Annotated in this window: 16 protein-coding genes and 1 riboswitch; of the genes, 12 read left to right on the forward strand and 4 right to left on the reverse strand. The window is 65.5% G+C overall.

Going from position 1 to position 25,114, the window contains the following annotated elements:
- The first annotated feature begins 10 nt into the window (after positions 1-10).
- Positions 11-229: riboswitch (cobalamin riboswitch) on the forward strand.
- A 142-nt stretch (positions 230-371) separates the two neighbouring features.
- Together metE and B3T59_RS14610 are read left to right on the forward strand one after the other, a co-directional pair.
- Complete coding sequence (gene metE / locus B3T59_RS14605) at positions 372-2,696, forward strand: 5-methyltetrahydropteroyltriglutamate--homocysteine S-methyltransferase (RefSeq protein ID WP_287003946.1); 2,325 nt, start codon at positions 372-374, stop codon at positions 2,694-2,696.
- A 96-nt stretch (positions 2,697-2,792) separates the two neighbouring features.
- On the forward strand, positions 2,793-3,425 hold the full coding sequence (locus B3T59_RS14610) for a nucleoside/nucleotide kinase family protein (RefSeq protein WP_251724043.1): 633 nt from the start codon (positions 2,793-2,795) through the stop codon (positions 3,423-3,425).
- Positions 3,426-3,540: 115 nt separating this feature from the next.
- Here the strand turns inward: B3T59_RS14610 and B3T59_RS14615 are convergent, their stop codons facing one another.
- The 4 genes from B3T59_RS14615 to prpD form a co-directional block, all read right to left on the reverse strand.
- A complete protein-coding gene (locus tag B3T59_RS14615; protein WP_287003947.1) occupies positions 3,541-6,930 on the reverse strand; it encodes a pyruvate carboxylase in 3,390 nt (1,129 codons plus the stop codon).
- A gap of 130 nt (positions 6,931-7,060) precedes the next feature.
- Positions 7,061-8,191, reverse strand: coding sequence for a bifunctional 2-methylcitrate synthase/citrate synthase (locus B3T59_RS14620; protein ID WP_287003948.1), 1,131 nt, complete (start codon positions 8,189-8,191; stop codon positions 7,061-7,063).
- Positions 8,188-9,153 (reverse strand): methylisocitrate lyase, encoded by a 966-nt coding sequence (gene prpB, locus B3T59_RS14625; protein WP_287003949.1) that lies wholly within the window; start codon positions 9,151-9,153, stop codon positions 8,188-8,190. The genes B3T59_RS14620 and prpB overlap by 4 nt, the downstream gene beginning before the upstream one ends.
- Positions 9,153-10,664 carry a 2-methylcitrate dehydratase PrpD gene (prpD, locus tag B3T59_RS14630; RefSeq protein ID WP_287003950.1) on the reverse strand — a complete coding sequence of 504 codons (1,512 nt, stop codon included), beginning with the start codon at positions 10,662-10,664 and terminating at the stop codon, positions 9,153-9,155. Before prpD ends, prpB begins: the two co-directional genes overlap by 1 nt.
- 118 nt (positions 10,665-10,782) lie before the next feature.
- On the opposite strand from prpD, the gene B3T59_RS14635 reads away from it, so the two are divergent.
- The 10 genes from B3T59_RS14635 (at position 10,783) to madC (ending at position 25,109) form a co-directional block, all read left to right on the forward strand.
- Entirely contained in the window at positions 10,783-12,237 is a 1,455-nt protein-coding gene (locus tag B3T59_RS14635; RefSeq protein ID WP_287003951.1) for a short-chain fatty acyl-CoA regulator family protein, read from the forward strand.
- An 86-nt stretch (positions 12,238-12,323) separates the two neighbouring features.
- Complete coding sequence (locus B3T59_RS14640; protein WP_287003953.1) at positions 12,324-12,929, forward strand: L,D-transpeptidase; 606 nt, start codon at positions 12,324-12,326, stop codon at positions 12,927-12,929.
- A gap of 382 nt (positions 12,930-13,311) precedes the next feature.
- Complete coding sequence (locus tag B3T59_RS14645; RefSeq protein WP_287003954.1) at positions 13,312-14,691, forward strand: 8-oxoguanine deaminase; 1,380 nt, start codon at positions 13,312-13,314, stop codon at positions 14,689-14,691.
- A gap of 28 nt (positions 14,692-14,719) precedes the next feature.
- The gene (locus tag B3T59_RS14650) at positions 14,720-15,565 is read left to right on the forward strand and encodes an FAD binding domain-containing protein (RefSeq protein ID WP_064865600.1); all 846 of its coding nucleotides are present in this window, start codon (positions 14,720-14,722) and stop codon (positions 15,563-15,565) included.
- Positions 15,562-18,390: a molybdopterin-dependent oxidoreductase gene (locus B3T59_RS14655; RefSeq protein ID WP_064865597.1), complete on the forward strand. Its 2,829-nt coding sequence runs from the start codon at positions 15,562-15,564 to the stop codon at positions 18,388-18,390. The genes B3T59_RS14650 and B3T59_RS14655 overlap by 4 nt, the downstream gene beginning before the upstream one ends.
- Positions 18,391-18,573: 183 nt before the next feature.
- Positions 18,574-19,848: an Nramp family divalent metal transporter gene (locus B3T59_RS14660; protein ID WP_287003957.1), complete on the forward strand. Its 1,275-nt coding sequence runs from the start codon at positions 18,574-18,576 to the stop codon at positions 19,846-19,848.
- Positions 19,849-20,169: 321 nt separating this feature from the next.
- Entirely contained in the window at positions 20,170-20,880 is a 711-nt protein-coding gene (locus B3T59_RS14665; protein ID WP_197500809.1) for an MgtC/SapB family protein, read from the forward strand.
- Positions 20,881-21,070: 190 nt separating this feature from the next.
- Positions 21,071-22,342, forward strand: coding sequence for an NDMA-dependent methanol dehydrogenase (mdo, locus tag B3T59_RS14670; protein WP_287003958.1), 1,272 nt, complete (start codon positions 21,071-21,073; stop codon positions 22,340-22,342).
- 132 nt (positions 22,343-22,474) lie between these two features.
- The gene (locus B3T59_RS14675; protein WP_287003959.1) at positions 22,475-23,572 is read left to right on the forward strand and encodes a MadB family AAA-type ATPase; all 1,098 of its coding nucleotides are present in this window, start codon (positions 22,475-22,477) and stop codon (positions 23,570-23,572) included.
- 1 nt (position 23,573) lies between these two features.
- On the forward strand, positions 23,574-25,109 hold the full coding sequence (gene madC, locus B3T59_RS14680) for a MadC family VWA domain-containing protein (protein ID WP_414652100.1): 1,536 nt from the start codon (positions 23,574-23,576) through the stop codon (positions 25,107-25,109).
- Positions 25,110-25,114 lie beyond the last annotated feature (5 nt).

The following is a 25,114-nucleotide window of genomic DNA, read 5'->3' on the forward strand; positions in this document are numbered from 1 at the left end:
CACAAACATCTTGACAAGCTCCGCGCGCGGCGTCGAATCCGACCACCGTCACCGGCGTTCGGATGAGAGGGAATCCGGTGAGAATCCGGAACTGTCCCGCAGCGGTATGTCGGAACGACCGCCGTCACCACGCACTGGGCGAAAGCCCGGGAAGCGACGGCCACTAGGAATCTCGCCTCATGTGAGCCCGCCGACGAGTCCGAAGACCTGCCTCCTGTACCGGTCGCGCCGCGACCGGTGGCTCGCCGCCTCGTGGACCGGGCGCAGGTCGATCAGCGTGTCGTGGTGTCTTCTGCACACCACCCGGGGCTCGTCGACTCTCCCTGCATGGCGGTGAACCGTCCACGTCGAATGCAGGAGTTCACGAACTCATGTCCATCAATTCAGCACACACCACCGTCGCCGAGATGGCGTCGAACTCGGTTGGCAAGCCGTTCACCGCCACCGTGCCCGGCACGCCGCGGATCGGCCCGCGCCGCGAACTCAAGCGGGCAATCGAAGGCTACTGGGCGGGCAGCGTCAGCGCTGCCGAGCTCGACCAGATCGCAGCCGGACTGCGACGCGACACCGTCGAACAGTTGGCCGCAGTCGGTTTCGACTCGATACCGGTCAACACCTTCTCCTACTACGACCAGATACTCGACACCGCAGTCCTTCTCGGTGCACTCCCCCAGCGGTTCGACGGCATCGCCGATCCACTCGACCGATACTTCGCCGCGGCACGTGGCACCGCCGACATCGCTCCCCTTGAGATGACCAAGTGGTTCGACACCAACTACCACTATCTGGTTCCCGAAATCGGCGGCGACACCACGTTCGGGTTGCACCCCGACAAGGTCCTCGGCGAGATCGCCGAAGCACACGCACACGGCGTCGAAGCCCGACCGGTCATCGTCGGGCCGATCACCTTCCTGGCACTCGCCAAGGCCGGCGACGACGCTCCGGCGCCGCTGACGAGGATCGACGACCTACTCGGGGTGTACGAGCAGTTGCTCGTACAACTCGCACGGGCCGAGGTCGCGTGGGTCCAGATCGACGAGCCGGTGCTGGTCACCGATTATGCCGAAGACCTTCCCGCACTGGCCAATTCGGTGTACTCGAGGCTCGGCGCTGTCGCCGACCGTCCGTCGCTCTTCGTCAACACCTACTTCGGTGACCCCGGCGCGTCTCTCGCTGCCCTGGCACGCACGCCCGTCGAGGCCATCGGTGTCGACCTCGTCGCGGGTTCGGTCGACTCGGTCGTCGTGGTCCCAGAACTCGCCGACAAGCTGCTCGTCGCAGGCGTCGTCGACGGTCGCAACATCTGGCGCACCGACCTCGACAAGGCGCTCGCGACCCTTGGCACCCTGTTGGGATCGGCACGCGCGCTTGCTGTTTCGACATCGTGCTCGACGCTGCACGTGCCCTACACGCTCGACACCGAGGACGAACTCGACGACAAGCTGCGAGGCTGGCTGGCATTCGCCGCGCAGAAGTATGACGAGGTCGGGGTGCTCGCGCGCGCACTGCGCAACGGTCGGGAGTCGGAGCGGGAGGCCTTCGAGGCGTCCGCCGCGGCGCTGGCCACGCGTGCAAGTGATCCGCGTGTCCACGTCCCTGCCGTTCGTTCTCGTCTGGCCGCGGTCACCGACGACGACGTCACACGGATGCCCGCCGAAGAGCGCATCGCGGCTCAGAACTCGCAGCTCGACCTTCCGCCCCTGCCGACCACCACGATCGGCTCCTACCCGCAGACCTCGGCGATCCGACTTGCCCGTGCCGCGCTGCGTTCGGGTGAGATCGACGAGGCCGAATACCAGCGGCGCATGCGCGCCGAGATCGCCGATGTGGTTGCGCTACAGGAGAAAATCGGACTCGACGTACTCGTGCACGGGGAACCCGAGCGCAACGACATGGTCCAGTACTTCGCCGAACAGCTCGACGGCTTCTTCGCCACGGCCAACGGGTGGGTTCAGTCGTACGGAACCCGGTGCGTGCGGCCGCCGATCCTGTACGGCGACGTCGAGCGCACGCATCCGATGACCGTGGACTGGATCACCTACGCGCAGTCGCTGACCAACAAACCGGTGAAGGGAATGCTGACCGGCCCGGTGACGATCCTCGCGTGGTCGTTCGTGCGTGACGACCAGCCGCTCGCGGAGTCGGCCGATCAGATTGCGCTGGCGATCCGCGACGAGACCGTCGACCTCGAGAATGCCGGGATCACCATCATCCAGGTCGACGAACCGGCACTGCGCGAGCTCCTCCCCCTGCGTGACGCTGACAAGCAGAACTACCTCGATTGGGCGGTACGCGCGTTCCGGCTCGCGACATCCGGAGTGGCCGACTCGTCGCAGATCCACACCCATCTCTGCTACTCGGAGTTCGGTGAGGTCATCGGCGCGATTGCCGACCTCGACGCCGACGTCACGTCGATCGAGGCTGCCCGCTCGGCGATGGAGATCCTCGACGACCTCAACGCCGTCGGGTTCTCGAACGGCGTGGGTCCGGGTGTCTACGACATCCACTCGCCTCGCGTACCGGGCACGGCGGAGATCGAACGGTCACTACGCGCGGCGTTGAAGGCCGTTGGCCCGCAACGACTCTGGGTCAACCCCGACTGCGGACTCAAGACCCGCACACCCGGCGAGGTGATCGCGTCGCTGAGCAACCTCGTCACCGCCGCGACGACAGTGCGTGCCGACGTCGAGCGCTGACGTCGGGGGATTGACGTAGAGCGCTGACGACCAGGGAGTCGGCGGGATGACTCCATCTCGTCGATTCCCCGTCGATTGTCTCGTATCGTTTCAGTCATGATCATCGAGGCGCTGGTCGCAGAGATCATCGACCTCGCGGACACCCGCTCCCGAGTGGTCGTCGGATTCACCGGGCCACCGGGGGCGGGCAAGACGACGGTCGCACGTCGGGCGACTCTCGAACTCGCCGGTCGCCTCGGCGACGCACACATCGGATATCTCCCGATGGATGGTTTCCATCTCGCGACACCGATGCTGCACCTCCTCCGCCGCACCGAACGACGTGGGGCGCCAGACACCTTCGACGTCGACGGATTCGTCACGGCGCTCCGCAGGGCCGCTACGCCCGACACCGAGGTCTACGCACCCGACTTCGATCACAACCTCGGCGAGCCGATCGCCGCGTCGGCACTGATCCCCGCAACAGCGAGAATCGTTGTCGTCGAAGGCAACTACCTCGCATTCGACGGCGCATGGGCGCCGGTTCGTCGACTCATCGACCGCATATGGTTCGTCGACCTCCCCGACGCCATCCGACATGAACGCCTCCTGGCGCGGCACGTGGCCACCGGGCGGAGCGTCGACGATGCGCTCGAGTGGATCAGGAGCGTCGACGACCCGAACGCTGCCCTGATCCGAACGATCCGTGACCGCTGCGACGGCACACTCGACGCAACCGTCATCGAGTGAGCCGCCGCTGAGATCCGTATGACAGCTCGCCCGCATAACCGGGCTCAGCGCATACTGATCTACTCCCGGGTCTACTCCCGGGCAGCGACTAGTCCGGTCAACAAACCGTTGCGCCTCAACCGATTTCGATCAGCAAGTCGCCGGGTGAAACCTGCTGCACCGACGTCACCGCGACCCGAGCGACCTTGCCGCCGACCGGCGCAGTGATGGTCGCCTCCATCTTCATGGCCTCGATCGTGCCGATCGCCGCGCCCGCTGCGATCTCGTCGCCGACATTCACCGAGAGCGACACGACGCCCGCGAAGGGAGCGCCCACGTGATTCGGATTCGCCCGATCGGCGCGCTCGGCGGCGGCGACCTTGGAGTCGACGGACCGATCTCGCACGGCGACCGGCCGCAACTGACCGTTGAGCACACACATCACCGTGCGCATGCCCTTCTCGTCGGGTTCGCTGATCGCCTCGAGCCCAATCAGAAGTTCGACGCCGGGCTCGAGCTCCACACGATGCTCGTCGCCATAGCGCAGTCCGTAGAAGAACTGATTGGCCGAGAGCCTCGACGTGTCACCGTAGGTTTCCTGATGCTCCTCAAATTCCCTTGTCGGACCAGGGAACAACAGCCTGTTGAGGGTTTCCTGTCGCGGCCTGCCCGCCGTGTCGAGTGCGGTGTCGTCGGCTGCACTGAGTTCTTCGACGGGGCGCGGGGCCGTGCGACCGGCGAGCGCACGGGTGCGCAAGGGCTCCGGCCATCCGCCAGCGGGCTCGCCCAATTCGCCACGGAGGAAGCCGATCACGGAGTCGGGGATGTCGTAGGCGCCGGGGTTCGCAGCAAAATCAGCGGGCGCGATGCCTTGCCCGACGAGGGCAAGAGCAAGGTCGCCGACAACCTTCGACGACGGAGTCACCTTGATCAGACGCCCCAGCATCGCATCGGCGGCAGCGTAGGCCTCTTCGACGGCCTCGAAGCGGTTGCCGAGCCCCAACGCGATGGCCTGCTGACGCAGATTCGACAGCTGTCCGCCCGGGATCTCGTGCGAGTAGACGCGCCCGGTCGGTGCGGGAACACCGGATTCGAAGGGAGCGTACACCTTTCGCACCGCTTCCCAGTACGGCTCGAGATCGCAGACCGCCTTGAGGTCTAGCCCCGTATCGCGCTCGGTGTGCGCGAACGCCGCGACGATTGCCGACAGGGGCGGCTGACTCGTCGTGCCCGCCAGAGGTGCCGACGCGCCGTCGACGGCGTCGGCGCCGGCGTTTACGGCCGCCAGGTACGTCGCCAACTGCCCGCCAGGGGTGTCGTGGGTGTGGACGTGGATCGGTAGGTCGAACTCGCGACGCAACGCGCGGACCAACTTGTCGGCCGCGGGTGCACGCAGCAGACCCGCCATGTCCTTGATCGCGAGGACATGCGCACCGGCGTCGACGATCTGCTCCGCCAGGCGCAGGTAGTAGTCGAGCGTGTAGAGCTTCTCGTCGGGGTTCGCGAGATCACCCGTGTAGCTCATCGCGACCCCGGCGACCGCACGGTCGGTCTCGAGTACCGCGTCGATGGCGGGTCGCATCTGCTCGATGTTGTTGAGCGCGTCGAAGATTCGGAAGATGTCGATGCCCACGTCCGTCGCCTCGGCGACGAACGCGGTCGTCACCTTCTGCGGGTAGGGCGTGTAGCCGACGGTGTTGGCACCGCGCAGCAGCATCTGCAGGCAGATGTTGGGAATCTCTTCGCGCAACTGCGCCAACCGATCCCACGGATCCTCCTTCAGAAATCGCAGCGCGACGTCGTAGGTGGCACCACCCCAACACTCGACGGACAGCAGCTGCGGGGTGGTCGCCGCGACATACGGGGCGACCGCCAGCATTCCGCTCGTCCGGACGCGCGTCGCGAGCAGCGACTGATGGGCGTCGCGGAAGGTCGTGTCGGTGACACCGACCGCAGCGCGCTCGCGAAGGTCGCGCGCAAAACCGTTGGGCCCTAAAGTCAACAGTCGCTGCCGCGAGCCATCGGGCGGCGCGAGTAATTGCGCGCGGTCGAGCGCGGGAAGCTTGTCACGCGGATACACCGTGCTCGGGCGTTCCCCGTGCGGCTTGTTGACCGTCACGTCCGCGAGATACGAGAGAATGCGCGTACCGCGGTCGGCAGATCCACGCGAATTCAACAGCCACGGGCGGTCTTCGATGAACGAGGTCGTCACGTGTCCCGCGGCGAAGTCTGGGTCGTCGAGCACCGCCTGCAGGAATGGAATGTTGGTGGCCACACCGCGAATGCGGAACTCCGCCAAGGCACGTCGTGCACGTCGCACCGCAGTGTCGAAGTCGCGACCGCGGCAGGTCAGCTTAACCAGCATCGAGTCGAAGTGGCCGCTGATCTCTCCGCCGAGAACCGCACCGCCGTCGAGTCGGATGCCTGCACCACCGGGGGTGCGGTAGGCGGTGATACGCCCGACGTCGGGCCGGAAACCGTCCGACGGGTCCTCGGTGGTGATCCGGCACTGCAACGCGGCACCGCGGATGGCGATCGAGTCCTGACTCAACCCCAAGTCGTCGAGGGACTGCCCCGACGCCACCCGCAACTGCGCACCGACAAGGTCGACGTCGGTGATCTCCTCGGTCACCGTGTGCTCCACCTGAATGCGCGGATTCATTTCGATGAAGACGTGCCGACCCTGTTCATCGACCAGGAATTCGACGGTCCCGGCGCACGAATAGCCGATCTGCTTGGCGAACGCAACGGCGTCGGCGCAGATCCGCTCCCGTAGTTGCGGATCGAGGTTTGGCGCCGGAGCCAACTCGACGACCTTCTGGTGCCGACGCTGCACGCTGCAGTCGCGCTCGAAGAGATGGATGACATTGCCCTGCGTGTCGGCCAGGATCTGCACTTCGATGTGGCGCGGATTGATCACGGCCTGCTCGAGAAACACCGTCGGGTCGCCGAATGCGGTGTCGGCTTCGCGGGATGCCGCCGAAATGGCTTCGGCGAGATCCTCACGCTTCGCGACGCGGCGCATACCGCGACCCCCGCCGCCGGCCACCGCCTTGACGAAGACCGGGAACTGCATGTCGGCAGATGCCGCAACCAACTCGTCGACGTCGGCCGACGGCTCCGACGACGCCAACACCGGCAACCCGGCAGCCTTCGCTGCGGCGATGGCCTCGGCCTTGTTGCCGGTCAGCTCGAGTACATGCGCGGGCGGTCCGACGAACGTGATGCCGTGCTCGGCACACGCCGCGGCCAAGCCTGCGTTCTCCGACAGGAAGCCGTAGCCGGGATAAACCGCATCTGCACCCGAATGCAGTGCGGCACCGATGATCTCGTCGACGGAAAGGTACGCGCGGACCGGATGCCCCGGTACGCCGATCTGGTACGACTCGTCGGCCTTCAAGCGGTGCAGTGAATTGCGATCCTCATACGGGAAGACCGCGACGGTGCCCGCACCGAGTTCGTATGCAGCGCGAAACGCTCGGATCGCGATCTCACCGCGATTGGCAACCAGGACTTTCTCAAACATCTCGGGTCACAACTTCCATTCGTCGAGGTCACACCGTGAAGGCCGTGTGTGGCCGTGACCCACAGCGGGTCCCGTAACAATCGTCGCGGTCCAACTTATCCTAAAGTGAGGTCGTTGTCTCACTTTTGTCTCACGATGTGAGCTCGCGCTGCGCTGGACCGGTGTATCCACTCAGCGGGCGGATCAACGCGTTCGACGCTGCCTGCTCCATGATGTGCGCTGTCCATCCCGTGATGCGGCTCATCACGAAAATCGGGGTGAACGACCCGATATCGAATCCCATCAGGTGGTAGGCGGGTCCGGTCGGGAAGTCGAGATTCGGCTTGATGCCGGTCCGGTCGGCCATGAGCTGCTCGAGCTCGGTGTAGATACCCAGCCACCTGGTGTCTTCCACGTGCTCGGAAATCTCCACGAGTGCGTCGCGCATCGTCGGGACTCGCGAATCACCGTTCTTGTAGACGCGGTGGCCGAATCCCATCACCTTGTCTTTGTTCGCGAGCTTGTGTTGGAGCCACTCACGGGCTCGTTCCGGACGATCGATCTCGATCATGTCGTACATGACAGCCTCGTTCGCCCCACCGTGCAGTGATCCTTTCAGGGCGCCGATGGCCGCGGTGACTGCGCTGTAGATGTCGGACTGGGTAGACGTCACCACGCGGGCCGCGAACGTCGAGGCATTGAAGCTGTGCTCGGCGTAGAGCACCATCGACTTCTCGAATGCTTTGACGATGACGGGGTCAGGTACTTCACCGAAGCACATCGTCAAGAAGTTCTCGGCGTAGCCGAGCGCGTGATGAGGCGGGATCGGGTCGAGGCCGCGTCGTCGACGCATGTCCGCGGCGACGATCATCGGCAGTACGGCGAACATCCGCAACGATTTGTCGAAGTTTGCAGTCGAACTGGCGTCGTCCTCGTCCGGGTCCTCGGTGCCGAGGTAGCTGATCGCCGTCCGTACGACGTCCATCGGGTGGCAGTTCTCCGGGATTCGAGCGAGGACGGCCTGGGTCGAACGATCGAGCCGACGGCTCGCGCGCTCCCGCTGGGTGAACGCCGCCAGCTCGTTGTCGGTCGGCAGCTCACCGTGCCAGAGAAGGTAGGCGACCTGTTCGAAACTGCAGTGGGTTGCCAGATCCTGTACCGCGTAGCCGCGGTAGGTCAATGAGTTCGTTTCGGGAACCACCTTGGAGATCGCGGTCGTGTCGACGACGACGCCCGCGAGCCCCTTGTGAATGGTCGGCTGATCAACCGATGGTGCGCTCATGAGATTGTCTCCGTGGTCGTGACCTCCGCGTCATTGGCAGCGGGCAGTCGGAAGGTGAAGAGTTCGGAATCGAAGTCGTTGTAGTCGGCGTAGCGGAGCAGCTCGTACAGGCGGCTGCGATGCTGCATGCCGTCGAGAAGACCGACTTGCGTTCCCTCCGTTGCCAATTCGCGCAATCCCGCCTCCACCGCGCCCATCGCGATTCGCAGTGTGGTGACGGGATAGATGACGGCGTTGTATCCGACGTCGGAGAGCTGTCGGGCGGTGAGGAGTTCGGACTTGCCGAACTCGGTCATGTTGGCCAACAACGGAACGTCCACCGCGGCGCGAAACTCCTCGAACTCCGACAGATCACGCAGCGCCTCGGTGAAGATGAGATCGGCACCCGCGTCGGCGTAGGCCCTGGCGCGGTCGATCGCGGCGTCGAGCCCCTCGATCGCCCGTGCGTCGGTGCGCGCACAGATCACGAAGTTCTCGTCACGGCGCGCAGACACGGCCGCGGCGAGGCGCTTGAGCATGTCCGCCGTGGGCACAACGTCCTTGCCGTCGAGGTGGCCGCACCGCTTCGGGTTGACCTGATCCTCGAGGTGGCATCCGGACAACCCCGTGTCCTCGAGCGCTGCGACCGTCCGCGCCGCGCTCATCGGTTCACCGAAGCCGGTGTCGGCGTCGACGAGAGTGGGCAGATCCGTCGCACGTGCGATCTGCCCGCCCCGGTCGGCCACCTCGCTGAGCGTGGTGAGTCCGATGTCTGGGAGTCCGAGGTCGGCTGACAGGACAGCGCCGGAGACGTAGACACCCTCGAACCCAACGTCTGCCACGAGTTTTGCCACCAGCGGCGAGAACGCTCCCGGCCACCGTTGCAGGTCACCGGACGCGAGTCCGGCTCGGAGCGCTCGACGCTTGTCCGCGGCGCTCACCGCGGAGGAGAACAGGCCGGACGTGGCGTTCTGCTGGGGCATCAGAAGATCCCCGAGCCGACCGAGGGTGCCTTGTCGAGCACCACCGGCAACACGTGGGGGACCAGAGCGTCGAGGCCGTCTGCACCGAGACCGGCAAGACCCTCCGCAGCCGTCAGGAAGCGCTGCTGCTCGCTCGCCTCGATGACGCCGTCGGCCATGGTGGCGAACTTCGCTTCGTACTGCGCACGCGCGAAGGGACGCGCACCGAGTGGATGCGCGTCTGCGACGGCCAATTCGTCGGTGATCACCTCGCCGTTCTTGAGGGTGATGACCGCCTTCGCGCCGAATGCCTTCTCAGCGGGGTCGGTCGAGTGGTAGCGACGTGTCCACTCTGGGTCTTCGACGGTCGAGATCTTGCGCCACAGCTCGATGGTGTCGGGCCGATTGGCACGCTCGGGAGCGTAGGAGGCCTCGTGATGCCACGTGCCGTCCTGCAGTGCGACCGCGAAGATGTACATCACCGAGTGATCGAGGGTCTCCCGGCTCGCCGTGGGATCGAACTTCTGCGGATCACCCGACCCGGTGCCGATGACGTAGTGGGTGTGGTGACTGGTATGCAGGACGATCGAATCGATATCGTCGAGATTCGCGATCTTCTCCCGCATCCGGCGCGCGAGGTCGATGGGCGCCTGGCTCTGGTACTCGGCCGAGTGCTCCTTCGTAAAGCTGTCAAGAATCGCACGCTTGGCCTCTCCTGGTCCCGGAAGCGGAATCTCGTAGACCTTGTCGGGTCCGCCCAGCATCCACGCGATCACACCGTCCTCGCCCTCCCAGATCGGCGCGGGCGCACCCTCTCCGCGCATCGCGCGGTCGACGGCCTCGATGGCGATCTTTCCCGCGTGGGCCGGCGCGTATGCCTTCCAGCTGGAGATGAGACCCTTGCGGGACTGTCGGGTGGCGGTGGTCAGGTGAAGCGCCTGGCCCACAGCCTGGTAAATGGTCTCGACGTCGAGATGCAGCATGGTGCCGAGTCCTGCGGCCACGGAGGGGCCGAGGTGCGCGACATGGTCGATCTTGTGCTCGTGCAACGACATTCCGCGCACCAGGTCGATCTGGATCTCATATGCGGTGGCCAAGCCACGGATCAGGTCGGCACCGGTCGCACCAACGTGCTGGGCCACGGCGGCCAGCGGGGGGATGTTGTCGCCGGGGTGGGAATACTCCGCGGCCAGGAAGGTGTCGTGGAAGTCGAGTTCGCGGACGGCGACACCGTTGGCCCACGCAGCCCACTCGGGTGAATACGACCCGCCGACGCCGAAGACTCGGGCACCGGTCTTCTCCGCTGCCGGTGGGTGAGCGAGTGCTTGCGCACGGGCGGTGGTCACCGGCCGACGAATCACCGATGCAGCGCTGACCGCCGCGTTGTCGATGACCCGATTGATCACCATCTCAGCTGTCTCGGTCGGCACCTCGACGGGGTCGACGGCGACCTCGGCGATCTTCTGAGCGAGGTGCTCGGACTGAGGGAAGTCCTCCGCACTGCGGTGGGTACGCACGTTGTGAATGATCATGTTCGCACCGTACGCATTGTGTACGGCTACGCATAAGTCCTGGAAAGTGCGTATTTTTGTGGAAAGCTGTCTGCAAATTTGCGAATGTTGTGAACACACGACGAGTTAGGCTCTGTGCATGCCATCCCCCTCCGCCGCGACGCCCGGGCGACTTCTGGTAGGAGCTCGCCTACGCAGACTCCGCGACGAGCAGGGACTCTCCCAGGCCGCGCTGGCACGCCGAATCGACAAGTCGACCAGCTACGTCAACCAGCTCGAGAACGACCAGCGCCCTATCACCGTCGGCGTACTTCTCGCACTCACCCGCGAGTTCGACCTCAACGCCGACTACTTCGCAGCCGACACCGACGCGCGCCTGGTCGCCGACCTGGCCGACGCACTTGCCACCGCGCCGGACGGCGGCGATGTCACGCGCGCGCAGATCACCGAGCTCGGCTCCCGAATGCCCGACGTCGGCCGCACGATCGCAGCTCTGCACAGGCGTCTCGTCGCGGCGGAGTCCGAGCTCGACACATATCGGGGACAGGCCGCGGACGCGGGCGGATCGTCATCGACTCCCATGCCGTTCGAGGAGGTCCGCGACTTCTTCTACGACCGCAAGAACTACATCGACGTCCTCGATCGGGCAGCCGAGGACATGTTCGATCAGCATGGCCTGCGCGTCGGAGGACTCGCCCTGCAATTGGCGACGCTGCTCTCACGCGAGCACGGCGTCTCCGTGTCGATCAGCCGCGACACCGACCCCGTCGCCGCCGCGCGCCGCCCCAAACGCGTTTTCGATCCCACTCGGCGCGTCGTCCATCTCGCGGGTCGACTCACCTCCGGGCAACGCGCGTTCCAACTGGCCACCCAGTTGGCGTTGATCACGCAGAGCGATGTGATCGACGCGGTGACCGCCGACGCCGTCGAACTGAGCGAGGAGTCTCGGCCCGTGGCCCGAATCGGACTCGCAAACTACTTCGCGGGAGCATTGCTGTTGCCGTACAGACACTTTCGCGACGCCGCGGAGGAAGCGCGCTACGACATCGAACTGCTCTGCGTCGGCTTCGACGTCGGCTTCGAGACCGTGTGCCATCGGCTGTCGACGCTCCAGCGTCCAGGACATCGCGGTGTCCCGTTCATATTCGTCCGGACCGACCGGGCCGGAAACATCTCGAAGCGTCAATCCGCGACCGCGTTTCACTTCTCGCGGGCGGGAGGGAGTTGCCCGCTCTGGGTCGTACACGACGCCTTCGCCTCGCCGGGGCGAGTTGTCACCCAGGTATCGCAGATGCCCGATGGCCGGTCGTATTTCTGGCTGGCACGCAGCACCGACGAGGGGTTGGGCTATCTCACCCAGCACAAATCCTTCGCCATCGGATTGGGTTGCGATCTCGCACACGCCGACCGCCTCGTCTACTCCACCGGCATCGACCTAGCCGACGACCGCCGTACGGTACCCATCGGCGCGGGATGCAAGGTGTGCCCAAGACCAGCCTGCCCACAACGGGCGTTCCCCCAGGTCGGCAGGCCCATCGACGTCGACGTCACCGTCAGCGACTCCATCCCCTATCGCCCGGCCCACACAGGGTAGGTGACCTGCGTGAGTGACAGTCCGACGTCGTTCGGTCCGTCACGCATGCGTCGGCGCGTATCCCGTCTGGGGTAACGTCGGGCGAAATGATATCGGTTACCAAGAAGCACAGCCGTGCTCGCACGGCGAGGTCACTCGTACTCGGGTACGCGTGGCCGGCTCTTGCTGCCATCGCCGTCTTGGCGGTCACCATCGCAACGGTCGTGGGGCTCACCCTGCATTCGTCAGCGACTGTCGACTCAGCACTCCCGACAAATAACGCCCGCTCGGTCGCGGCCCCGATCATCCCCCGCCCCTCCTGCCCCGAGAAGTCCGAGGGAAAGGCCATCGTCGTCGGACTCGCGTCGCAACACATGGTCCTGTGCCTCGACGGCCGACAGATCTCCGACGTCCCTGTCACCACCGGCAGCGTCGACCGTGGCGCAGGCACACCGCTGGGCACCTGGCGCATCGAAAGTCATGATGTCGATCGCACGCTGAGCGGCCCCGGATACACCGTGTTCGTGCACTATTGGTTGCACCTTTTCGGCGACATTGGATTCCACGACTCGCCCTGGCAGAAGTTCCCCTACGGCGACACGACGGCATACAAGACCCGAGGCTCCGAAGGCTGTATTCATGTGCCCGGCAACGAAATCAAGAATCTCTACGACTGGGCGGGCGATGGCACGCCTGTGACGATTACGGCCTGACCGTCGGCCGATCTGCTTATTCTGCGTACCAGTCGTGAGAGTCCCACTGGCCGCCGGCTGCAGAACTCGCCTCGCGGAGCGTGTCAGGCGCGCCTCCAGACATCGAGAGGGACACGGGTCCCGCTCACCCGTTTCCTTCCGGCTTATCGAATTCAATAAGCCGGACGGAAACGGGTGAGCGTGTGGTGTGCTCTGCTCGTCGGGTCAGTCGCGTCGCTTGTGTCGCGTCACGAGAGTTAACGCCGTCGGCGGCCTCGCGTCGACGATGACGGGTTCGCACGACGTCTCCCGAGGACCCATTGGCTGCCTGGCGAGGCGGTCTCTGAGAGCAACCGCCCTCCCCCGACATGCCGGGCGGGCCCGATCGTCGTAGCGTGTCGCTGTGCCCTCAGCAACCCTCATCGAGAATGCCTCCGTGGTAACCGTCGACCCGGAACGTCGAGAATTGGCGCGCGCGTCGGTGCTGATCGAGGGCACCACGATCAGCGCGATCATCGAGGCTGATGCTCCGGCAGCGCCGTTGTCTGACGACGTCATCCGGATCGACGGCTCGGGTTGCGTGCTCACGCCCGGTCTCGTGAACACCCATCACCACCTCTATCAGTGGATCACTCGGGGACTCGCCGCCGATCACACGCTCTTCCAATGGCTGACGACGCTGTACCCGATCTGGGCGGGTATCGACGAGCAAGCAGTGCACACAGCAGCGCTTGGCGGTCTCTCGACACTCGCGTTGTCTGGCTGCACGACGACGACCGACCACCACTACGTCTTCCCACGCGAGGGCGGCGACCTGCTCGGTGCCGAAATCGGTGCAGCCCAGGCCGTCGGCGTGCGCTTTCACCCGACGCGCGGTTCGATGGACCTGTCTGAGAAGGACGGCGGCCTACCGCCGGACACCGTGGTGCAGAGCATCGACGAGATCCTCGCCGCAAGCTCCGATGCCGTTGCGCGCTGGCATGATCCGGCACCGGATTCGATGCTGCGCGTCGCCCTGGCACCGTGCTCACCATTCTCGGTGACCACCGACCTGCTCCGCGAATCCGCCGTGCTGGCACGAGAACTCGGTGTCCGGCTGCATACCCACCTCGCCGAGTCAGTCGACGAGAACACCTACTGCGACGAGCATTTCGGTTGCACACCACTGGAATACATGGAATCTGTCGGCTGGACGGGCGACGACGTGTGGTTCGCCCACGGGATCGAGTTCGCCGACGACGAGATCGCCCGGCTCGCAGCGACATCGACCGGCGTCGCCCACTGCCCCACCTCCAACGCCCGCCTTGGCAACCACATCTGTCGCACTCGTGACCTCGTCGACGCAGGGGTTCCCGTGGGATTGGGCGTCGACGGCGCGGCGTCGAACGAATCAGCCCGACTCCTCGAGGAGGCGCACCAGGCCGTGCTGATGGCGCGTACCCGGGGAGGCCCCACCGCGCTCACGACACGGACAGCCATCGAGCTCGCGACCATCGGCGGTGCTCGAGTACTGGGCCGCGCCAACGAGATCGGCTCCATCGAGGTCGGGAAGCTCGCCGATCTCGTCCTCTGGGACCTCACCACGCTCGCGCACGCCGACATCGACGACCCGGTGGCAGCACTGGTTCTCGGCGCCATCCCGCCGATCAAGGCGTCGTGGGTCAACGGCACACAGATCGTCGCCGACGCCGAGTTGCTCACCGTCGACACGGCCACCGTCGCGGCGGACTGCGCACGCGAGCATCGTCGACTACTCGACAAAGCACGTGGGGCCCTCACATGACACCTCCTATGGCACCCAGAGGAATGTGATGGATCTGCACACGATTTCGACCTACCGCTATGCCTACAGCCGCGACGACCTCACCTTGGCGGCAGGCGAACGCATCGTCGCGGGCGGCACGTGGTTCTTCTCCGAACCGCAGGTGACGTCGAGCGGGGTGGTCGACATCAGCCGAATCGGCTGGGAGCCCTTCGAGGATCTGCCCGACGGCGGGCTCCGGATCGCGGCCACTGCCACAATCGCGCAGCTCGCCGAGCTGCCCGCCGAACCCGGCTGGCGCGCACATCCGCTGCTCTTCCAGTGCGCGACAGCACTTCTGGCATCCTTCAAGATCTGGAACGTCGCCACCGTCGGCGGAAACATCTGCCGTTCGTTCGCGGCCGCATCGATGGTGTCACTGGCAGCTGGACTCGACGGTCGCGCACTGATCTGGCGCGCCGACGGCACCGAGTACAGCGTCGACGTCGGCGATTTCGTGACCGGCAACGGGACCAACATCCTGAGCGAGGGAGAAGTCTTGCGCGCCATCGACATTCCCGGATACGCGCTGCGCGGCCGAACCGGCTTCAGGAAGATCGCCTTGGCAGAATTGGGACGGTCCGGGGTGGTGGTGACCGGGCGCCGCGACGAGGACGACACCGTCGTCGTCGGTATCACCGCGGCAACTCTGTGGCCTACCGTGCTGCGCTACAACGGATTACCCGACGCCGAACGCCTGCGCTCCGACATCTGGTCAGCCGACGGCTACTACACCGACCCGCTCGGCGCTGCCGATTGGCGACGCGGGGTCAGCGCGGTGCTGGCCGAACAGATCCGTGACGAGCTGGGACGGGACGAACTAGACCGGGACACGGAAGGGGTTGGCGCACCGTGAAGTTCGAGATCAACGGAGAGCAGGTTGACGCGACTCCCGCTGCGGGACAGTGTCTCCGGACGTTTCTGCGCGACCAAGCCCATTTCGAGGTCAAAAAGGGCTGCGATGCGGGCGACTGCGGCGCGTGCTCGGTGTTGGTCGACGACACGCCGGTGCACTCGTGCATCTTTCCGGCTCAGCGCATCGAAGGTAGTTCGGTCACAACGGTGTCCGGCCTCGGCACACCCGACGACCTCCATCCCATGCAGCAAGCGTTCGTCGACAACTTCGGCTTCCAGTGCGGCTTCTGCACCGCCGGAATGATCGTCACGGCGTCAACACTCGACGCCGACACCGTCCACGACACCGACGAACTGCAGCGGAAGATGAAGGGAAACCTCTGCCGCTGCACGGGATATCGCGCAATCCGCCAGGCGATCCGGCAGGGCGTCGACGCCGCGCCCCCCGCTGGGTCCCCCGCGAGCCAACCCGCTGGTCGAGCCGACGCGAGGAACGCGTCCCCCGCCGGTCGAGCAGACGCGAGGAACGAGCGTCGTGTCCAGACCGCCTCCCCCGCGATCGGCGCGTCGCTCACGCCGCCCGCAGGCCGCCGGGTGGTCACGGGAACCGAGCCATACACCTTCGACGTCGCAGTGCCCGGGACGCGTCACCTGCGGGTGCTCACCTCGCCACACCCGCACGCCCGGATCGTCTCGATCGACACGTCGGCGGCGCAGGCTCTCCCCGGCGTCGCGCTCGTCCTCACTCACGAGAACGTCAGCACGCGAAGGTTTTCCACCGCGAGGCACGAGTCGCGCGCCGACGACCCCGACGACATGCTCGTCCTCGACTCCGTGATGCGGTTCGTCGGACAGCGGGTGGCGGCGGTGGTCGCCGACACAGCCGGAATCGCCGAGGAAGCGTGCCGCCTGATCGACGTCGAGTACGAACTCCTGCCCGGTGTCTTCGATCCGGAACAAGCACGACGCCCCGGGGCCCCGCTGGTTCATCCCGAACGCACTGCCGAGGACCGCGTGTTCGAGGCAGAACGCAACGTCATCTCCTCATTCCACGAGGGATTCGGTGGCGACGTCGACGCCACGCTCGCGGACTCTGCCGTCACCGTAGGCGGAACCTGGCAGACTGCACGAGTTTCCCACGCACAGTTGGAGACCCACGGCTCCATCGGCTGGCTCGACGACGACGGTCGACTCGTGATCCGCACCAGCACGCAGGTGCCGTTCCTGGTTCGTGACGAGCTCGCTTTGCTGCTCGACCTTCCCGCAGACCGCATCCGTGTGTTCAGCGCTCGCGTCGGCGGCGGATTCGGCGGCAAGCAGGAACTGCTCACCGAGGATCTGGTGGCGATCTCGGTGTTACGCACCGGCATGCCCGTTGCCTACGAAATGTCGCGGACCGACGAGATGACCCGCACCACGTATCGTCATCCCTTTCGTGTCGCAGTCGATCTCGGCGCCGACGCGGACGGCCGACTGCGTGCGATGAAGGTCGACGTTCTCTCAGACACGGGCGCGTACGGCAATCACTCCATGGGTGTCATGTTCCACGCGTGCGCCGAGTCGGTCTCGGTGTACAACTGCCCGGTCAAGCGGATCGACGCCGAGGTGGTCTACACCAACAACCCACCGTCTGGTGCGTTCCGCGGCTACGGCCTCGGGCAGGTGATCCTCGCCGTCGAATCCGCCATGGACGAACTCGCGATTGCCCTCGACATCGATCCGTTCGAGCTGCGTCGACTCAACGCGGTCCGCGACGGCGATCCGCTTCTCATCGCGCACCCCGAACCCGAGGACGACCTGATCTACGGGAGCTACGGGCTCGACCAGTGCCTCGACCTCGCCCAGACAGCACTACGCCGCGGCAATGATGTCGCTGCGCCAGAAGGTGATTCGTGGCGGATCGGCGAGGGCATGGCCATTGCCGCGATCGCCACCATGGCTCCGCGCGGCCATTTCTCGACCGTCACCGTCGGTGTCGACACCGACGGGAGCTACCACGTCGGTGTGGGCACGGCCGAGTTCGGCAACGGCACGACGACGGTGCTCACCCAGATCGTCGCCGAAGCGTTGGGCACCGTACCGTCGCGAATCGTGTTGGCACACGGCGACACCGACGCAGCGATCTACGACACCGGCGCCTTTGCGTCGGCAGGCATCACGGTCGCCGGAAAGGCAACCTATGGCGCAGCACTCGCGCTGCGTACGGTCCTGCTCGACGCGGCGTCGTCGATCACCGCAACGGCACCCGACGCCATCCGGTTGGTCCCCGACGGCGCACTCGTCGGTGAACGACTCGTGAGCTTCGACGAACTCATCGACACCGTCGACGCTGCGCACCGCGTGGGCGACCGCGTGGTCGCCACCGGTTCCGAGAGCGGCGCGCTGCGCTCGATTGCGTTCAACGTGCACGCTTTTCGGGTAGCCGTCGACACCGCGACCGGCAACGTTCGCATCCTGCAGTCCGTCCAGTCAGCCGACGCGGGCACGGTGATGAACCCGCAACAGTGTCGCGGCCAGGTGGAAGGTGGTGTGGCGCAGGCGATCGGATCGTCGTTGTATGAGGAGATCATGCTCGACGGCAAGGGCGTGCCGATCACACCCGTGTTCCGCACCTATCGGGTGCCGCAGATGGCCGATGTCCCCGAGACCGAGGTCTACTTCGCCGACACCGCCGACGAACTCGGCCCGTATGGCGCGAAGTCGATGAGCGAGTCACCCTACAACCCGGTGGCCCCCGCTCTTGCCAACGCGATCCGGCGGGCGATCGGCGAGCGCCCGTACGAGCTGCCGATGTCGCGTGATCGGGTGTGGCGCCTGCTCCAGTGACGATTGGCATTCCAGACGCGGCCCGAGCGTGTGGACGCAGCTGGTGTATCAGCCGCGCGTCTGCCAACTCGAGCCGCGTCTGGGATCTGAGTCGGGTCAGCCGACGGTCGCACAGTTTCGGTGACCCGAACTTTTTGATTCGCCCGTGTTGAACTCGACGTCGAGCTGTGCGAGATTGGTCAGGTGAGCACGGTCGAAGAGCGCGAGCAGCCGGAGCCGACCGAGGCCCGACGCATACGTCGTCCGCGTGCGCTGTTGCGCAACGTCGCACTACTCGGCCCCGCCTTCGTCGCCGCGATCGCCTACGTCGACCCGGGCAACGTCGCAGCCAACATCACCGCAGGGTCCCGATACGGGTTTCTGCTGGTCTGGGTGCTGGTGCTGGCCAACGTCATCGCCATGCTGATTCAGTACCAGTCGGCGAAGCTCGGCATCGTCACCGGCAAGGGACTGCCCGCCCTGATCGGGGCGCGGATGGGTCGTCGTTCTCGACTCGCGTTCTGGGCACAGGCCGAGGCCGTCGCAGTGGCAACCGACCTCGCGGAGGTGCTCGGCGGGGCCATCGCACTGCATCTGCTGTTCGGACTGCCACTCGTCCTCGGCGGCGTGATCGTCGGCGTGGTGTCTCTCCTGATGCTGCTTCTGCAGAATGCGCGCCAACAACACGTTTTCGAACGGGTCATCCTTGGCATGCTCGCGATCATCGTCGTGGGATTCCTCGCAGGCCTCGTCGTCGAACCGCCGCCCGCCGGAGAGGTTCTCGGTGGGCTCGTGCCCCGCCTGCAGGGCCCCGAGACAGTGCTGCTCGCCGCGTCCATGCTCGGCGCGACTGTGATGCCGCACGCGATCTACGTCCACTCCTCACTGGTCGTCGACCGACACGGCATCAGCTCGTCGCCGTCGCGAAAGCGGCGCCTGATCAGGGTGACGCGGTGGGATGTCGTCATCGCTCTCATCGTGGCAGGCGCCGTGAACATCGCACTGCTGTTGCTCGCGGCCACCAACCTCCGCGGCAAGGAGGGCACCGACACCATCGAGGGAGCCTACGACGCCGTCCGCGACTCCCTCGGCCCCTCGGTGGCGACCATCTTCGCAATCGGCCTGCTGGCCAGCGGGCTCGCAGCGACCTCTGTCGGTTCGTCGGCGGGCTCGGCGATCATGGACGGCCTACTGCACGTTCGGGTTCCTCTCGTGGTGCGCAGACTCGTCACGCTCATTCCCGCGCTCGTCGTGCTCGCTGTCGGTGTGGACCCAACCTGGGCGCTGGTGATCAGTCAGGTGGTGCTGAGCTTCGGAATCCCGTTCGCGATCATCCCCCTCGGCCGACTCACCGCCGACCGCGGGCTCATGGGCGAGTACGCCGATGGGTGGCCGCTGCGCATCGGAGCCGCGGTGTCGTCGGTGCTCATCGTCGTGCTGAACCTTGCCCTCATCGTGCTGCTGATCATCGGCGCGTGAGCATCAGCAGCACCGCGTGTTGTCATCGGCGCCACATGGGACTTCTCTATTCCGACATCTCGGCTCCACATGTCGTCCGTCACGTTGACATCACCGGCCAGCACGGCTATCACTGATATGCACTCGACCGACCGGGTGCGAATGCGCTTGCAGGGAGGTGAGATCCGAATGCCATCTGGTGACAGTTCTTCTGACAGAACATCGTTCGAATCGTGCCCTCCCCTCGCTCGTCACAGGTGAGCCGACGCCGCGCGTATCGCGTGCGGTACCGCGGCCGTGTGCGGGTTGGGGAACCCTGACCCCAAGGCGGTCCTCATGTCCATCACCGCACTCGACATCTTTGCCCGTATCTCCGTAGCACTGCTATGTGGAGCCGCGATCGGCTTCGAACGCCAGTGGCGTTCTCGCACAGCGGGTCTGCGAACGAACGCACTCGTCGCGCTCGGAGCGGCCCTGTTCGTCGTGATGGGGGCATTCAGCTTTCACGGTCCAGACGCCGACCCGACTCGCGTTGCTGCCCAGATCGTTTCCGGTATCGGCTTTCTCGGTGCAGGCGTGATCATGAAGCAGGGCGCGTCGATCTCCGGTCTCAACACAGCGGCGACACTGTGGGCGTCGGCCGCTGTCGGCGCTCTCGCCGGCGGCGGACTCCTCCTCGTCGCCATCGCGGGCACGGCAACCGTGATGCTCGCGAATACGCTGCTCCGACCCCTCGGTAGGCTGATCGACCGCCACCCCGGCGACACCGGCCGTGAATCGCCCTCCGCGAACTACATTTTCGAGGTCACCTGTCCACAAGCGGCCGAAACCACCGTGCGCGCAATGGTGTTCGACGCCGTGCACCGTCCGGAGCTGACCGTACGGTCCATCGCCGCGACCGACGACGAAAACGGGATCGTGACGATCACCGCGCATGTGTTCAGCGCCGAGCGCAACGACCGCGACATCGAAGACGCTCTCGCGACGGTGGTGCGCGCCGAACCGGTGACGTCGGTGCGCTGGTCGGCGAGCGCCGAACCGAGCGCCGACTGAGAGACGAGCGCCGACTGAGAGACGAGCGCCGACTGACGAGCACGCACGGATTCCCTGTCCGGATGGACAGGGATTCCGCTGCTCTTCTGGTCTGATCATCTTTTCATCTGAGCAGGTGGACTTGTTCAGACGTGATATGGCGCACAGAGTGGATCGTGAATCACCGGTTACGTCACAAGGAGATCGCCACATGGCCATCGAGCTCAATCAGATCTGGGACTTCCCGATCAAGGACTTCCACCCGTTCCCCAATGCCAAGCTCGGCGTCGGCGCGCACGACATGCTCGGCGTTGAAGCAAAAAACCTGGGGATGACCCGCGTCCTGCTCATGACCACGGGATTGCGTGGCTCGGGGATCATCGAGGAACTCGTCGGCAAGATCGAGTACCAGGGTGTCGACGTCGTTCTCTACGACAAGGTCGAGTCCAACCCCAAGGACTACAACTGCATGGACGCCGCGGCGCTCTACCAGTCCGAGAAGTGCGACGGGATCATCTCCGTCGGTGGTGGTTCAAGCCACGATGCCGCCAAGGGCGCACGCATGGTGATCGCCCACGACGGCCGCAACATCAACGAGTTCGAAGGCTTCTCCAAGGCCACCAACAAGGAGAACCCCGCGCACATCGCCGTCTCGACCACTGCGGGCACGGGCTCGGAGACCTCCTGGGCCTATGTCATCACCGACACTTCGGACATGAACAAGCCACACAAGTGGGTCGCGTTCGACGACACCTGCCTCGTCGACCTCGCCATGGACGATCCGCTGCTCTACTACAGCTGCCCCGAACACTTCACAGCCTTCTGCGGCTTCGATGTGCTGGCCCACGCCTCGGAGCCCTATGTCTCGCGACTCGACTTCGCGCCGTCACTGGGCAACGCGAAGTACTCCATCGAACTCATCCGTGACCACCTGCGCACCGCCGTGTACGAGCCTCGCAATCTCGCGGCACGTACCGGCATGATGCACGCGCAATACATTGCGGCACAAGCATTCAACTCGGGTGGCCTCGGGCTGATTCACTCACTGTCACATGCGGTCAGCGCCTTCTACGACAGCCACCATGGCCTGAACAACGCAATCGCACTTCCGCGCGTCTGGGAGTACAACCTGCCGAGCCGCTACGAGCGTTACGCCGACATCGCCGCACTGCTGGGTATCGACACCAGCAAGATGTCGACCGTGCAGGCAGCCGACGCCGCAGTCGAGGAGGCGATCCGGTTGTCCAAGGACCTCGGTATCCCCGACAACTTCGGACAGCTCAGCGTCAACAGCTACGAGAAGAACCGGATGAACACCGGCAAGTACGAGGGCCGCGGAGACACGATGGACACCTCGGACAAGCAGATCCGCGCAATCGCCGAACACATGATGGACGACTGGTGCACGCCGGGTAACCCGCGCGAGTGCACCGTCGAGTCACTCATCCCGATGGTGACCCATGCAATGACCGGTAGCTACTGAGCCACCGCTACAAGCACTCGGGAGACTGAGCACCTCCCGAGCCGCGGATCGGTCCGGGCGAGGTCGCGACCTGACCCTTCACCTGGACCGATCCGCACCCCAGGTCACCGCGCACGATCGTCATGAGGAGCCATGCCAGAGAGCACCACAGTGCCGTCCCGCCACTTGTCCAGCGCCACAACCCGATTCGACACGGTCGAAGAACTCACCGATGCACTCGCTGAGCAGGAATACCTGATCGACGACGACCTTGCCGTCGTTGTGCACCTCGCGACACTGCTCGACAGACCTCTCCTACTTGAGGGACCCGCGGGCGTCGGCAAGACCGAGCTCGCCAAATCCCTTGCGGCAGCCTCGGATCGGCAGCTCCTCCGGCTGCAGTGCTACGAGGGTCTCGACGACTCCAGAGCACTCTACGAGTGGGATTACGCCCGCCAGCTTCTTCACGTGCAGATGTTGCGCGACAGAATCAGCGGTGAGCTCGCCGACGAGCCCACCCTGTCCGCGGCGTCGGCGGCGCTCTCGCGCACCGACATCGGCGTCTACACCGAGGACTTCCTCGTCGCACGACCACTGCTCGCGGCCATCACTGCACCGCTGCCCACCGTGCTGCTCATCGACGAGATCGATCGAACCGACGAGGCCATGGAGGCCGTGATGCTCGAGGTACTCGCGGAGCGGCAGGTGACGATTCCCGAGCTCGGCACCTTCGCCGCGCGGTCGTCACCGTGGGTGATATTGACCTCCAACGACACCCGGGAACTGTCGCCCACCCTGAAGCGACGCTGCGTGCACTTCCAGGTCGACTATCCCGACGTCGAACGCGAGCGGGCAATCGTGTCGGTGCGCGCGCCGGAAGTGGAACCCGGGGTGGTCGCCGACGTCGTCGACCTCGCACGCCGTCTGCGGGAGTTGCCGCTGCGTAAGAGTCCTTCCATCGCCGAGGTGATCGATGCCGCGCGGGCAGCGTCGTACCTGCGCACGACGGCTGCCGCACACGCAGCCGACGTCACGCACGATCGAACGTCGACAGACCGTGCACTTCTCGCACTGTTGGTGAAGTTCGGCAGTGATCTCGATATCGCCAGGGCCATGGTGGGCACACCAGCGTCGTCCGGGTCCGACATCCAGGATTCGAGGCCGTCCGCGAGCGACGGTTCTAGTCCGCGAGGGTCGCTGACAGCAACAGCTTTCGGGTCGGGTCGTGCGCGTAGCGCCCGTCGACGTTGACGTGACCACTTCTCGAGAGCGCAGCGGCGCCCGGACACGTGATCGCGTTCTTGACGCACTCTCGGTGATGTTCGGACACCTTCTCCGCGGCCACCGGGTCACCGTGTCCCCGGCCGAGGTCATCGAGATCCGTCGCACGCTGGCACTCGTCGGCGCCGACGATCTCGACCGACTGCGGGCTGCGCTGCGCGCGGTGAGCGTCAAGTATGCGCACGAGGCAGACGGCTTCGAGATCGCCTTCGATCTCGTGTTCGTTGGGGTACCGCATCGCGATACGGTCACCGACCTTCCGCGACCCCGCGGCACGGCAGCCGAACTGCCCGATGACATCGCCTGGGATGATGAGTTCGACGGCGCGGCGAGGAGGATCGGCGCAGACGAGCACACCGATGAGATCGGCGAACTGATGGCCGACGATCCAGACGCACGGGAGCGTCACGGGGAGAGCGCGCATCGCGAAGAAAACGACTTCTCGGTATCGGCGGGGACCGAACAGTTGGCTGTCGACTCTGACAGCAACACCGTCGCAGGCGGAATCACCTACACGGTCGAGATCGACGGAGCAGCAGCAGCCAAGGCCGGGGAGCTCGTCGGCTCGACGGCCCGCGTCAGCGGAACGTCGCTCTCCATGGCCGATGCCGCCGCGATTCTCGCCGCTCTCGACGCCGCCGACGCACGCAGCGCCTACGGCGACGACGGCGCGGACAACCTCACCGACGAGCAACGTGAGGAGCTCGAACATGCTCTGTCCCAGTTCATCTCGGCCCTATCCGAACGTCTTGCCGCCACACCCGTGATCACCGGTCCTGACACCGATCCGGTTCACGGCACCGACCAAGCACAGATCGACCGAGCATGTCACCGACTCGTCCAACGAATTCGGGGAGCGCCGCGCACGGTGGTGCGCGCGGCTGATCGTGGATCGCTCGACATGCGTCGCACGATGCGCTGCGCCGTCCGCACCGACGGGGTCCCCCTCACACTGTGGCGCAGGAATCGCACACCCGGCCCGGTACGGCTTCTCGTCCTTGTCGACGTCTCGTTGTCGGTGCGACCAGTCGCGGGCTTCATCCTGCGACTCGCACAAACCCTGTACGAGTTCGGCGACCACTGCGAGGTCGTCGCATTCGTGGACCGACCCGTGCTGGTCACCACCGCACTGCGAACCGCAGCAGCTGACGACGCACTCACGGCCGTGCTGGCCACCGACGACCTGGACCTGTCAGCGACCAGCGATTATGGCCGAATGCTCACCGAGTTGCTCGAGATCCACCGCGGTCTCATCACGCCGCGTACGTCGGTTCTCGTCGTCGGCGACGCGCGCAGCAACGGTTTCGATCCGCGAGTCGATCTGTTCGCCGAGCTGGCCAGGCGCGTCCATCGGGTGGCCTGGCTCACCCCCGAGCCGCGCCGCTACTGGACCCAAACAGGTTGCGCGCTCGATGAGTACTCACTGCATTGCAGTGGCGCGGTGAGCGCGCGCGACGGGACAGAACTGATCGAGAAGGTCGACGAACTCGGCTCAGCACTGGCCTGACACAT

This window comes from Gordonia sp. UBA7860, from assembly GCF_002500165.1.
In the GTDB taxonomy this organism is placed as follows: domain Bacteria; phylum Actinomycetota; class Actinomycetes; order Mycobacteriales; family Mycobacteriaceae; genus Gordonia; species Gordonia sputi.

What these genes read in the sequence shown, in the direction of transcription:
- metE (WP_287003946.1), top strand. Translation starts at nt 372, where the DNA reads ATGTCCATCAATTCAGCACACACCACCGTCGCCGAGATGGCGTCGAAC.
- B3T59_RS14610 (WP_251724043.1), top strand. Translation starts at nt 2,793, where the DNA reads ATGATCATCGAGGCGCTGGTCGCAGAGATCATCGACCTCGCGGACACC.
- B3T59_RS14615 (WP_287003947.1), bottom strand. Translation starts at nt 6,930, where the DNA reads ATGTTTGAGAAAGTCCTGGTTGCCAATCGCGGTGAGATCGCGATCCGA.
- B3T59_RS14620 (WP_287003948.1), bottom strand. Translation starts at nt 8,191, where the DNA reads ATGAGCGCACCATCGGTTGATCAGCCGACCATTCACAAGGGGCTCGCG.
- prpB (WP_287003949.1), bottom strand. Translation starts at nt 9,153, where the DNA reads ATGCCCCAGCAGAACGCCACGTCCGGCCTGTTCTCCTCCGCGGTGAGC.
- prpD (WP_287003950.1), bottom strand. Translation starts at nt 10,664, where the DNA reads ATGATCATTCACAACGTGCGTACCCACCGCAGTGCGGAGGACTTCCCT.
- B3T59_RS14635 (WP_287003951.1), top strand. Translation starts at nt 10,783, where the DNA reads ATGCCATCCCCCTCCGCCGCGACGCCCGGGCGACTTCTGGTAGGAGCT.
- B3T59_RS14640 (WP_287003953.1), top strand. Translation starts at nt 12,324, where the DNA reads ATGATATCGGTTACCAAGAAGCACAGCCGTGCTCGCACGGCGAGGTCA.
- B3T59_RS14650 (WP_064865600.1), top strand. Translation starts at nt 14,720, where the DNA reads ATGGATCTGCACACGATTTCGACCTACCGCTATGCCTACAGCCGCGAC.
- mdo (WP_287003958.1), top strand. Translation starts at nt 21,071, where the DNA reads ATGGCCATCGAGCTCAATCAGATCTGGGACTTCCCGATCAAGGACTTC.
- B3T59_RS14675 (WP_287003959.1), top strand. Translation starts at nt 22,475, where the DNA reads ATGCCAGAGAGCACCACAGTGCCGTCCCGCCACTTGTCCAGCGCCACA.